Source organism: Moritella sp. 24, assembly GCF_018219155.1.
Lineage (GTDB): Bacteria > Pseudomonadota > Gammaproteobacteria > Enterobacterales > Moritellaceae > Moritella.
The window spans coordinates 1,318,366-1,330,863 of sequence record NZ_CP056123.1; the positions used below are offsets into that span (position 1 = coordinate 1,318,366).

The window sequence follows — 12,498 nt, forward strand, 5'->3', positions numbered from 1 at the left end:
GCTAATTATATAGTAAAATATCATAAACTTAAGAGTTCAATTTTCACGATGCCGTTAGCTTTATTAGACCTGTTTTCTATCGCTATTTTTACCGCAATTGGATTATCATTTCTAGCGATAATTATGGTGTGTATTTGGATTGGTAATCGCCGTTATGATGGCGTGAATAATTGGCTCATTTCTAGCTTTATCATATTAGCTTTTGCGTTTATTATTGCTGAAAAACTGTGGTTCTTGAAACTCGATGGTTATATCAGTAATGAATGGCTGAATGTGATGCTCCCAAATATATTATTATGTTTTGGTGTGTGTCAAATCCCTCATGGTTTCCATCGCTTTCTACAGATTAAACAATCTTTATTTTGGCTTTATGCGAGCCAGTTTTTGATTGTTGCCCCCTTGTATGCCTACGGGTTACTAGCTGACACTCCGATGTTATTCAGCATCATCGTACTCTCTTTATCAGTAACAATAAGCTTATTTTTTAACTGCTATTACTTGTTTAGTTACCAAGCAAAGCAATACGGTGTTACACGTCTTATTTGTATATTGACGTGCGTATTAGCCCTAGTGTTAAACATCAGTCGTATCATCTTGTTACTACGGGCGCCGAGTATTGTTAATAGCATCGAACTCTCTACGGCAATCGCTTGTATTAATTTGTTAATGGGACAGTGCTTTCTGACATTTTGTTATTTGATGTTTTGCACTCAGCGTAATGCATTTTCATTGCAGCATATGTCTTTTATTGATCCACTTGCCAATATTTATAACCGCCGCGGTTATCAGCATGCTATTGCGGCCTTAGCGCCACATAAAGAAGCAGCGGTGATGATTCTTGATATCGATCACTTTAAAGCCGTTAATGATGAGTATGGCCACGCAGCTGGCGACTTAGTGATTAAAGATATCGCGATGATTATTGCGAAAGAGTGTGATAGCTCTTGTATATATGCGCGTACAGGTGGTGAGGAATTTAGTATCTATTCACCTTTAATATCAGCCAAAATAGTAGAAAGCATCGCAGAGTCTGTTCGTCTTACAATCATGAAACACACGATTGAAAAACAAAACGTATTGATTAATGTGACTGCTAGTATTGGTGTCGGTATTGGTCAAAGCAATAATATCTTTGCATTGGAAGAAGAAGCGGATAAAGCGTTATATCAAGCTAAGAGGGATGGCCGAAATTGCACTGTGATGCAGCTATTTGTTTCGTAAGGGATGATGGTTGAATATGGGATAGAGCGTTTTGATAGGAAAATGCAGTCGAAAAAAAAGAGCTATTAAATAGCTCTTTTTTGCATACTTACGTTATCGTTAAGAACGAATCTTTGATAACGCTAAGTACTGGTCTTAAATAATGTTAAGAACTAGTCTTTAATTACTTTAAGAACAATAGTTTCGCCTAGTACAACTGAACCAGAGATTTTTTCCATGCTTTTGATTTCATCCATGTTTGAGATGATGCAAGGTGTAATTACTGATTTAGCTTTTTCAGTTAGTAGCGCTAGATCGAATTCAATGATAGTTTCACCAGCATTGATATGTTGACCTTCTTCAGCGATACGTGTGAAGCCTTCACCGCGTAGTTCAACTGTGTCTAGACCGAAGTGAACAAGAACTTCTAGGCCTTCGTCTGAACGGATTGCGAATGCGTGGTTAGTTTCGTAAATTTTTACGATCTCACCTGTTACTGGCGCAACTAGTTTGTTACCAGTTGGGTTGATAGCGATACCGTCACCAACAATTTTCTCAGCAAAGATAACATCTGGCACATCTTCGATAGCAACGATTTCACCGGCAAGTGGAGAAACAATGTTTAACGTATTGCTGTCTTTACTGTCGTCTGAAACCAGTTTTTTTAATTTATCGAATAATCCCATTTTTAACTCCTAGAATTTGGTAGACATAGCCATCGGTCATGAACGTGTGCATAACCAATGACTTTACGTTGTTATCATAACATTATCTTTCAAGATTTGATGCTATGACAACTGAAATAATTAGCAAGCAACGTGCTGTTTAGTGAATTGAGCGACTAACTCTTGGATTTCACCTGCAGTTGCACAGCTTAATGCTTGGTCTGCTAACTCTTTAACGTCAGCAAAATTAGCATTACGAATTGTTTTCTTCACTTTAGGGATAGAGATACCGCTCATAGAGAACTCGTCTAAGCCCATACCAAGTAATAGTAGTGTTGCAGTTTCATCACCCGCAAGTTCACCACACATACCAGTCCACTTGCCTGCAGCATGTGAAGCATCAATAACCTGTTTAATCAGCGTTAGTACCGCTGGAGTAAGTGGGTTATATAGGTCTGAAATCATTTCGTTACCACGGTCTACCGCAAGTGTGTACTGCGTTAAATCGTTAGTACCAATACTAAAGAAATCTACTTCTTTAATAAGGTGATGCGCAATAGCTGCAGCTGCTGGTGTTTCTACCATTACACCTGTTTCGATTGCGTCATCGAAAGCGTGACCTTCAGCGGTTAATTCAGCTTTCAGTGTCGTAAGAATGTCCTTAAGTCGACGAACTTCTTCTACAGAAATAATCATCGGGAACATAATGCGGATTTTACCAAATGCAGAGGCACGTAAAATAGCGCGTAGCTGTGCGTTCATGATTTCTGGACGGTCGAAACAGATACGAATCGCGCGCCAACCCAAGAATGGGTTCATTTCTTTTGGTAAGTTTAGATACGGAAGGTCTTTATCACCACCAATATCCATTGTACGAATGATCACTGACTGACCATTCATGCTTTCTGCAACCGCTTTGTATGCTTCAAACTGTTCATCTTCAGTTGGTAAGCTATCGCGATCCATGAATAGGAATTCTGTACGGTAAAGACCAACGCCTTCGCCGCCATTACGAATTACACCAGCACAATCTTTTACTGTACCGACGTTACCACATACTTCAACATGGTGCCCATCTAGAGTAATTGCAGGTAAGTCTTTCATTTTAAGCAGCTCAGCTTTGTCAGCAAGATACTGTGCTTGAGTCGCTTTATATTCTTTGATTACGTCTTCTGATGGATTAACAATAACACTGTTGTTAATTGCATCAAGGATAACGAAGTCACCAGATTTGATGATTTCAGTTACGTTACCTGTGCCTACAACCGCTGGTAGTTCTAATGAACGAGCCATGATTGATGTATGTGCAGTACGGCCACCTAAGTCAGTCACGAAACCTAAGATTTTATCTAGGTTAATCTGTGCTGTTTCTGATGGTGTTAAGTCGCTTGCGATTAGAATTACTTCTTCTTCGATTGCGCTTAATGATACGATTTCCATACCTAGTGCATTTTTTACGATACGATTACCGATGTCACGGAAATCAGCTGCACGTTCTCTTAAGTACGGGTCGTCTAAAGCAGCCATCATTTCAGCGTTTTCTTCAATGATGCTGTGAATAGCAAGATCTGCCGATGCTTTATTTTTCTTAATAAAGGTTACGATATCTTCTTCTAGCTCTTCATCTTCAAGTAGCATCATATGCCCTTCAAAGATTTCAGCTTTCTCGTCGCCAAATGTTTGGCGTGCCATTTCCGTGATAGCTTCAAGCTGTGTCGCAGACTTATCCCTAGCAGCTACAAAAATAGCTATTTGTTCATCGATCTGTGCAGTTTCAATAGTTTGTTTATTAAGTACAATTTCTTCGTTAATGAATAATTGTGCTTTACCAAAAGCAATACCTGGTGAGGCGAGAATGCCTGATATCATAACCTTTCCTTACTTCAATACAAAAAATACGTTAATAACGGATGGGGTCTATTCTAAAATATCCATAAGAGCAACTAGAGCGTCAACAGCCGCTTGCTCATCAGTACCTTCTGCAGAAATAGTCATAGTTACACCTTTAGAAAGGCCTAACGTTTGTAGTTTAAATAAGCTTGTAGCGCTTGCAGATTTACCGCCAGCTTCAACAGAAATTTTTGATTCGAATTCTTTTGCTTTCTTTACGAAAAGTGCAGCTGGACGAGTGTGAAGACCGTTTGGTGCGATAATTTCAACTGATTTTTGATACATAACTTATTCCTTAAATAACGATTCTAAAAAGAGTGTTTCACTATAACCATAAGTCTAATTGTAATCTAATTTTACAGAGTAAAATAACTATTTTTCATAAAAAAAATGGGTATAGATCATGTTTTCGTAAGTTTTACGACAAAACAATGCGATGTAAGTATATTACCCCTAATTTCACTCCAAGTTGTAGTTTAATTACAACAAAAATAGCAAAGTGTGACCGCTATCAATAGCAGAAAAAAAACTCGGGTGTATAAAAAAAAGCCGCTAGTGCGGCTTTTGTTAATCTTGTTAATTGTATGTAACTACAAAATCGTGATTGTAACTAGAACAATACGCTTGTAACTATTGTTGTAGTTCTTGCTCAGTAAATACACCATCGAATAATGCAGTACTTAAATAGCGCTCACCCGATGAAGGTAGAATAACAACTATGTTTTTATCTGCGAATTCTGGTAATGCAGCTAAACGTGCAGCAGCAACAACAGCAGCACCAGATGAAATACCCGCTAAGATACCTTCTTCTTTCATTAGACGCTGTGCCATCTCGATAGAATCTTCGTTTGATACAAGTTCTACACGGTCGACCATTTCTAAATCAAGGTTACCAGGGATAAAGCCAGCACCAATACCTTGGATCTTATGTGGACCAGGTGTAAGCGCTTCACCAGCTTTCGCTTGGCTAATAACAGGAGAGTTAGTTGGTTCAACTGCAACAGATAAAAGTTCTTTGCCTTTATTTAACTTAATGTAGCGGCTTGTACCTGTAATCGTACCACCAGTACCGACACCTGATACTAAAACGTCTACTTGACCGTCGGTTGCATCCCAGATTTCTGGACCGGTTGTTTTTTCGTGAATCGCTGGATTTGCTGGGTTTTCAAATTGCTGTAATAAAATCGTTGTTTCAGGATTCGCATCACGGATTTCAGTCGCTTTATCGATTGCGCCTTTCATGCCTTTAGCGCCATCTGTTAATACGAGGTTTGCACCTAATGCTTTAAGTAGTTTACGACGCTCAAGACTCATTGTGTTTGGCATTGTTAGGGTTAGTTTATAACCACGAGCCGCAGCAACAAATGCTAATGCAATACCTGTATTACCACTTGTTGGCTCTACGATATCAATACCTTCTTTTAAGATACCGTCTTCTTCTGCCTGCCAGATCATGTTAGCACCGATACGGCACTTAACACTTGCACTAGGGTTACGGCTTTCTACTTTTGCAAATACGTTACCTGTCGTTACTCGGTTTAAACGAACTAAAGGTGTATTACCAATAGAAAGCGTGTTGTCTTGTAAAATTTGGCTCATGGGATTTCCCTATATAGATGAATACTCGTCACTTATAGCTTAAGCATACTGATCAATTTCAAAATTGAAAATGATGTTTTGTTATATCGTTAGGTTCTAAAATGATAAGAACTTATAACGATTAGTTATGCATAGTGCTTAAATTTTGTTTTTGCTACAAATTAATTTTATTTGTATAAATTATTAATTTGATTCGTGTATGGCGTTGAGTCAACTCTATATATAGACCAAATGCGATAGATTAGTTCCTTCTTAATAACATAATTTAGCGTTTGCCCCGTTTTTTGGCGCATCTTATTTGATAACAGAGGGTTATTTTTTTCATTTTTGTCGGATGTGTAACTAGATCTAGTTAACAGTTTGCTTTAGTTTAGTGGTCACTGTATCCCAATTTAGCTGATAGTGGCTATGCATATACGTTCTTAAAGGACGATGTAAACTAGCCGCTAAAGGACAATGTCATGAATAATGTAGTAATTAGTGGTAGCGGTTTATTTACCCCTCCTGATTCGATCAGTAACGATGAGCTGGTAACTAGTTTTAATTGTTACGTCGATAATTTTAATTCCGAGAATGCTGCCGCAATTGAAGCGGGAGAAGTGACTGCTAAAGCACATTCAAGCAGTGAATTTATTGAAAAAGCATCAGGCATTAAAAGTCGTTTTGTGATGAGTAAAGCGGGCATTTTAGATCCTGCGATTATGCGTCCGGTATTTCAACCTATTGAAGATGATGAACCAAGTATTACGGTACAAATGGCGTTAGTTGCCGCAAAACAAGCATTAGCAGCAGCCAATAAAGAAGCACAAGATATCGATTTAATTATTTTTGCCGCGTCTGGTTTCCAACGTGCATATCCGGCAATGGCTGTTGAATTGCAACATTTCCTTGGCGCTAACGGTTTTGCTTATGATATGAGTGTGGCGTGTTCATCGGCTACATTTGCTATTGCGAGTGCCATGGACGCGGTTAAGTCAGGGCGTAGTAAAGCAGCGTTAGTGGTTAACCCTGAAATTTGTTCTGCGCATTTAAACTTTAAAGATCGTGACAGCCACTTTATTTTTGGTGATGTGTGTACGGCGGTTGTGATTGAAGATAAAGCCACTGCAACGAGCGATAGCTGTTATGAAATTATTGATAGTAAATTGTTTACGCAATATTCAAATAACATTCGTAATAACTTAGGTTACTTAAGCCGTAGTGAAGGGGCAGATATTAACGCTGACTCTAGCTTCTTTATGCAAAATGGCCGTAAGGTATTTAAAGAAGTATTACCAACGGTGTATAACTTGATCACTGAACAACTCAGTGGTTTAGATCTACAAGCAAGTAACTTTAAACGCTTGTGGTTACATCAAGCGAATATCAATATGAATAATTATTTAGCGAAGAAGTTGTTGGGTCGTGATCCATCAGCAGCCGAAGCGCCAATTATTCTGGATGAATATGCTAATACAGCATCAGCAGGTTCGATTATTGCGTTCCATTTACATCAAGATGATATTGAAAGTGGTGATTTAGCATTAATTTGCTCGTTTGGTGCTGGTTATTCCGTTGGCTCACTAGTGCTTAAGCGTTGCTAATCGTTATACATGGCTGATCATGTGTAAATGATTACCCTCTATATAAAATGAAAAGACCCCGTTAATACATTAACGGGGTCTTTTTTTACGATAACTTTTTACTTGTGCTTATTTCAAACTTGGTTATCGCTATTATCAACCCACATCGCTGTTGCGCCACATACGGCAACAGGCATAATCATGAAGTTCACAATTGGAATTGATTGGCATAAGGCTACCATTGAGCCAAAGCTTAATGATTGCATGCGGTTTGAAGACAGTTCACTGCGCATTTCGTCAAAGCCGACTTTATTATTATCAAACGTGTAATCGGCATATTGAATCGCTAGCATCCATGCAGTAAAGATAAACCAGATAATCGGTGCGACAGTTTGACCAACAACAGGCACGAAAAATAGCAGCAGTAGGCCAATGGCACGGGGGATGTAGTATTTTATCTTTTTCAGTTCTCGCGTCATCACGCGCGGGATATCTAATAACACATCTTTAATACTGCTTTCAGGCAAGGGTTTATTACTTAGCAGTAATTCAGTTTGTTCTGCTAATAAGCCATTAAACGGCGCGGCAATAATGTTCGCAATGGTGCCAAAAAAGAATCCAAATAGTAGCAGTATCAGAATAAAGGCGAGGGGCTTAATAATATAAACTAACCAGCTAAACCAGTCTAAACTTGCTTCTAGTTGTGCTAACCAAATATCGATTTGTTGAAACAAAAAGTAAAAGCTGACCGAGAATAAAATAAGATTAACTAATAATGGGATCAATACAAAAGGTCTTAGCTTAGGCTGACGGATTAAGTCAAAACCTTGTAAGAAATATTGAAACCCCGATAACGATGGTTTTACTGAAAGCATATTTGATGGTGCCTATGTAAGTGGTTTATGTGGAGTATTCTATCATGTGGTTACTGTGGTACGACTATGATTACCGTAAAAAGTGCAGTAAAAAGCAACAGCTTTTCTATTCTACTCAGACGAATCTTTAATATTGCATACACATCTGCTAAAGTTTTCTGGTTATTCTATATACGTTGTTTGATATGTACCTTAAAAAGATCAAAATATCTGGCTTTAAGTCATTTGTTGATACCACTGAATTGCTTTTTCCGCACGATATGACTGCTGTTGTTGGTCCTAACGGTTGTGGTAAATCAAATATTATTGATGCCGTGCGTTGGGTGCTGGGCGAAAGTTCTGCAAAGCACTTACGTGGTGATGCAATGTCTGACGTTATTTTTAACGGTTCAGTTGCACGTTCGCCTGTTTCAAGAGCCAGTGTTGAATTGTTATTTGATAATGCTCAACAACGTATTGACCATGCTTTATTACAATATAATGAAGTGTCTATTCGTCGTGAATTATACCGTGACGGAACGAATCAATATTATCTCAACGGTAAGAAATGCCGTCGTAAAGACGTGACAGAGCTGTTTTTAGGAACAGGTTTAGGCCCACGCAGTTATGCGATCATCGAACAGGGGATGATCTCACGTTTAATTGAATCGAAACCCCATGAGTTACGTCATTTCATCGAAGAAGCGGCAGGCATTTCTAAATATAAAGAAAAGCGTCGCGAAACCGAACTGCGCATTAATCAAACCAAAGACAACCTTAATCGACTTGCTGATATCCGTATTGAACTGGGCTCGCAAATCGACAAGCTAAAAGTACAGTCTGTCGTTGCACAACAATTTAGAACCTTAAAACAACAGCAACGAGAAGCAAAAAGCCGCCTTGGATTAGTGCAAATTTATGATGTCGAGCGTTCTATTAATCAGCTTGCGCAACAAAAATTAGTATTAATGAATGAACAAGAGAAGTTCACAGCTACAGCGATTAAATTCCAAACTAAAATTACAGATTTTGATGTACAGTTAGGTGAATTAACGATCCTCATTGAAAATCAGCAACAAGCGTTTTATTTACAAGGCACAGAGCTGGCTAAGATTGAGCAGAAAATACTGCACCATAAAGCACGTAAACAAGAGTCAGCCGGAAAGCAGCAAGAATATCAGGATCAAAGTGTAAAGTTAAAAGCGTTACTACAACAAGAGCAGACGCAATTACAAACGCATCAACAGCAAGCTTCATTGACTGAAACGGACTACAATCGTCTTGCTGCTGAGTTAATTGTGATTGAGCAGTCATTAGCATCTGCAACCGTTAGCAGTGAGCAGGCCGTTGCACAACATGCGGTATACCTTGATAAAGTACAACGCTTTAGTAGCAAGCTTGATGTACTGACTGGTGCCTTAAAAAGTGCAGAGTCAGTATTAGGTAAAAGTAAACAGCAACGGGCAGATATACAAGAAGAACAGCAACAGCATGGGTCACACAGCAAACAAGCGCTAATTTCAGATAAAATAACGCAACAGCAGCAGTTACAATCACAAGAAACAGAACTTGCTCATGAACTTGCTGGTTTGAATAACGGTTTCAAAGGCATTAATAAACAAGTTTCGACATTGGAAGCAGACATAAATAAAAATGTCGCTGAGCAAACCGACGTTAACGCATCATTGAGTGTGATCACTGAGCTATTACGTAAATCGGAGCATGCCGATCACGCGCATACTTGGTTAGAATGTAATTTCGATTCTATACCGCTAAAATTACTCCAACAACTCGATGTAGAACCCGGTTGGGAAGCGGCTGTAGAAAAGGTACTTGCTAATTGGCTTGATGCTTACTGTATTAGTGATGAACAACTTGCCCAATTCGACTTGACTGAACTACCTGCATTGCAATGGTTTAAATCAAGTAATTGTGCTGTTCGTGCGGGTTCGCTTGCAGGTAAGGTTAGAAATAACTTATTTAATCGCCAATTAAATCAAGTGATGTGCGCTGCTAGTATTGATGATGCGAAAGCAGGTGCTGATAACAATGGTGAATTTAGCTATATCACCGCGCATGGCGATTGGTTTACTGATGAAGGTGTGTGGTTGTCTCAGCATGCGAAAGCCAGCGAATCATCAGTGCAAGGCCGTATTGAAATGCAACAGCAAGCCTCTCAGCAACAGGCCCGTTTAGTTGCGATTGAGCGCTTATTAACAACCCAACACAACCAGTTAATTGCGCTGTCGGTAACGCAAGGTGATTACCAAACTCATATTGAACAGGTTCAAGCCAGCCTTAACGAAAAGCAAAGTGAAGTGTCGCAGCTAACAATTGAACTTGGTTTGTTACAACAGCAGCAAGCTCAGTGGCAGTTAAACCATGATCAGCTTAATACACGATTATTGACCGTTGAAAATCTATTAGCGATTGAAGCCGAAGAAGTTCAGCGCTTTAATGCGCAGATTATATCAACGCAAGAAGCAATTACGCAGTTAGCTAATGATGATGGTTTGATACAGAAAGCGGAAGCCGCAAAAGCAGATAAAGCGAAGTTTTTACAAGAACAGCAAGTACTTGAGAAACAAGTTCAGCAGTTACTACTCGTTAAAACCAAGTTTACGGTCGAAGTAGAGAAGCAGCTGCAGTTGATTGCTAAAACAGAATCACAATATCAAACTATTTTACAAGATATTGCTGCATTAGGTGATAACTCATTATATGCTGAAAACTTACAACAGTTAGAAACAGCACGTTCGATTGCCGCTGAGAAACAAATGGCGATTGAAAATGATAACAATCAGAAAAAATTAACACGGGCTAAACTCACTAATGACAAGCGCGATGTTGAAGAAAAACGTGCTAGGATAATGACTAGTGGTTTAAAAGTGAAAGACAAAATACAACAGCTTGATTTAAAACAGGCTAACAACAAAGCGAAAGAGCAGCTATTATATCAACAAATAGCGGATGATAATGTTGATATAGACACATTGAAACGTGAGTGTGTTAATATATTAACGCTTAAAGAATATCAACAGCAGCTTAAACAGCTTGAAGCACAACTGCAAAAAATAGGTGCAGTAAATCTAGCTGCAGTTGAAGAATACGAACAACAATCGCAGCGTAAACAGTATTTAGATGAACAAACGGATGACTTAGAAAAAGCCATCGAAACGTTAGAAGCTGCTATTGTTAAAATTGATAAACAAACTAAGGCGCGTTTTGCGACTACGTTTGAAAAAATTAATAATGATTTTAAAACGTTATTCCCTAAAGTATTTGGTGGTGGTGCCGCTTGGTTAGAGCTGACATCAAGCAATTTACTGGACACAGGAGTAACGATTATGGCGCGACCGCCAGGGAAAAAGAATGCACGAATCTCGTTGCTTTCCGGTGGTGAAAAAGCATTAACGGCATTGTCGTTAGTCTTTGCGATATTTAGGTTAAACCCTGCACCATTTTGTATGCTAGATGAAGTGGATGCGCCACTGGATGAACTAAACGTGGGGCGTTTTTGTAAACTGGTTCAGGAGATGTCAGAAACAGTACAATTTATTTATATTAGTCATAATAAGTTAGCCATGGAAATGGCTCAGCAATTAATAGGAGTGACCATGCATGAACCAGGGGTCTCTCGAATAGTCGCCGTCGATATTTCGGCTGCGGTAGAACTTACAGACAATTAACATTAAGAGATAGGCTGTTATGCAAGATTTGCGACTTGTTCTCATCATTCTAGGGTTTATTGCAATTGTTGCTTTAATTGCCCATGGCCTTTGGTCAAATAAAAAGAATCAAGTAAAACCATTAAAAGATAAGCCACTTGGCAAGGTAGATAACAACGTTAAAGATAGACAGGGTTTTGACCTTGACGGTATCGGTGAAAAACGTGTTGTTATTAAGTCAGTTGAACCGACGATTAACGTTATTGATACTGAAAAACCAACGCCAGTGACAGCTGATAAGATCGAACCTCAGTTTAGTTCGAATAACATGCAAGAAGAAAACGTGATCACGGGTTCTTTTTCTGCGACTGATATCGATGAACCTATCGCTGCATCACCGCTCACTGCTGATGACGTGATAATGAATGATGTTAGCTATGATGTTGTTGAAGCGGCTGCTCCAAGTATTGTTGAGCCTATTGTACACAATGACACGGTTGTGACACACCAAGTCCAAAACGTGCCTAATGATATCGCTGCTAATGATACTAATGACGAAAGCAATGTTAACGACCCGGCTGCGAAAACAGAGACAAATGCGCCAGTAGATGACACTGTTAACGAAGACGAAGCGGTGTTTGTCATTAATATTATGGCGCGTGAAGGTAAAAACATTGCCGGTGCTGAATTATTACAAGAATTATCTGCGTTTGGCTTTAAATTTGGTGCGATGAATATTTTCCATCGTCATGTTGATGCCGCAGGTAAAGGCCCTGTTATCTTTAGTTTAGCGAACATGGTTAAGCCTGGCGTATTTGATATAGATACGATGGAACAGTTTGAATCACCTGGTGTATCATTATTTATGATGTTCCCGTGTGCTGGTCAAGCGTCTCATAATTATAGTCTGATGCTGAGTGCGGCAGAACGCATTGCTGAAGGCGTCGATGGTTTGTTAATGGATGCATCACGCAACCCATTATTAGAAGACGCTATCGAGCAAGAACAAGCGTTTATTCGTAAGCTAGAAAATAAAGCGTTAGCTAAAAAACCTCACTAA

The 12,498-nt window shown here is 39.1% G+C and carries 9 protein-coding genes; 4 read left to right on the plus strand and 5 right to left on the minus strand.

The features are described from left to right. Positions 1–48 precede the first annotated feature (48 nt). On the plus strand, positions 49–1,221 hold the full coding sequence (locus HWV00_RS06010; RefSeq protein ID WP_211685221.1) for a GGDEF domain-containing protein: 1,173 nt from the start codon (positions 49–51) through the stop codon (positions 1,219–1,221). 152 nt (positions 1,222–1,373) lie between these two features. Here the strand turns inward: HWV00_RS06010 and crr are convergent, their stop codons facing one another. The 4 genes from crr to cysK all read right to left on the minus strand — a co-directional run bounded on the left by crr (position 1,374) and on the right by cysK (position 5,354). Further along, a complete protein-coding gene (gene crr / locus HWV00_RS06015; RefSeq protein WP_211685222.1) occupies positions 1,374–1,886 on the minus strand; it encodes a PTS glucose transporter subunit IIA in 513 nt (170 codons plus the stop codon). Between the two features lie 120 nt (positions 1,887–2,006). Further along, positions 2,007–3,734, minus strand: a complete 1,728-nt coding sequence (ptsI, locus tag HWV00_RS06020; RefSeq protein ID WP_211685223.1) for a phosphoenolpyruvate-protein phosphotransferase PtsI — start codon at positions 3,732–3,734, stop codon at positions 2,007–2,009. Between the two features lie 48 nt (positions 3,735–3,782). Then, positions 3,783–4,040 (minus strand): HPr family phosphocarrier protein, encoded by a 258-nt coding sequence (locus tag HWV00_RS06025; protein ID WP_211685224.1) that lies wholly within the window; start codon positions 4,038–4,040, stop codon positions 3,783–3,785. Positions 4,041–4,385: 345 nt separating this feature from the next. Continuing rightward, positions 4,386–5,354 carry a cysteine synthase A gene (gene cysK / locus HWV00_RS06030; protein WP_211685225.1) on the minus strand — a complete coding sequence of 323 codons (969 nt, stop codon included), beginning with the start codon at positions 5,352–5,354 and terminating at the stop codon, positions 4,386–4,388. Positions 5,355–5,815: 461 nt separating this feature from the next. Between cysK and HWV00_RS06035 the strand changes: the two genes are divergently transcribed. Continuing rightward, complete coding sequence (locus tag HWV00_RS06035; RefSeq protein ID WP_211685226.1) at positions 5,816–6,937, plus strand: beta-ketoacyl-ACP synthase III; 1,122 nt, start codon at positions 5,816–5,818, stop codon at positions 6,935–6,937. Between the two features lie 113 nt (positions 6,938–7,050). Here the strand turns inward: HWV00_RS06035 and cysZ are convergent, their stop codons facing one another. Next, positions 7,051–7,791 (minus strand): sulfate transporter CysZ, encoded by a 741-nt coding sequence (gene cysZ, locus HWV00_RS06040; protein ID WP_211685227.1) that lies wholly within the window; start codon positions 7,789–7,791, stop codon positions 7,051–7,053. Positions 7,792–7,976: 185 nt separating this feature from the next. Here cysZ and smc point away from each other — a divergent pair, with 185 nt between their 5' ends. Together smc and zipA are read left to right on the plus strand one after the other, a co-directional pair. Further along, the gene (smc, locus tag HWV00_RS06045; protein ID WP_211685228.1) at positions 7,977–11,459 is read left to right on the plus strand and encodes a chromosome segregation protein SMC; all 3,483 of its coding nucleotides are present in this window, start codon (positions 7,977–7,979) and stop codon (positions 11,457–11,459) included. Positions 11,460–11,478: 19 nt separating this feature from the next. Then, on the plus strand, positions 11,479–12,498 hold the full coding sequence (gene zipA, locus HWV00_RS06050) for a cell division protein ZipA (RefSeq protein WP_211685229.1): 1,020 nt from the start codon (positions 11,479–11,481) through the stop codon (positions 12,496–12,498).

Bases quoted from the DNA above. Each gene is read 5' to 3' on its own strand.
- HWV00_RS06010 (WP_211685221.1), top strand. From the start codon at position 49: ATGCCGTTAGCTTTATTAGACCTGTTTTCTATCGCTATTTTTACCGCA.
- crr (WP_211685222.1), bottom strand. From the start codon at position 1,886: ATGGGATTATTCGATAAATTAAAAAAACTGGTTTCAGACGACAGTAAA.
- ptsI (WP_211685223.1), bottom strand. From the start codon at position 3,734: ATGATATCAGGCATTCTCGCCTCACCAGGTATTGCTTTTGGTAAAGCA.
- HWV00_RS06025 (WP_211685224.1), bottom strand. From the start codon at position 4,040: ATGTATCAAAAATCAGTTGAAATTATCGCACCAAACGGTCTTCACACT.
- cysK (WP_211685225.1), bottom strand. From the start codon at position 5,354: ATGAGCCAAATTTTACAAGACAACACGCTTTCTATTGGTAATACACCT.
- HWV00_RS06035 (WP_211685226.1), top strand. From the start codon at position 5,816: ATGAATAATGTAGTAATTAGTGGTAGCGGTTTATTTACCCCTCCTGAT.
- cysZ (WP_211685227.1), bottom strand. From the start codon at position 7,791: ATGCTTTCAGTAAAACCATCGTTATCGGGGTTTCAATATTTCTTACAA.
- smc (WP_211685228.1), top strand. From the start codon at position 7,977: ATGTACCTTAAAAAGATCAAAATATCTGGCTTTAAGTCATTTGTTGAT.
- zipA (WP_211685229.1), top strand. From the start codon at position 11,479: ATGCAAGATTTGCGACTTGTTCTCATCATTCTAGGGTTTATTGCAATT.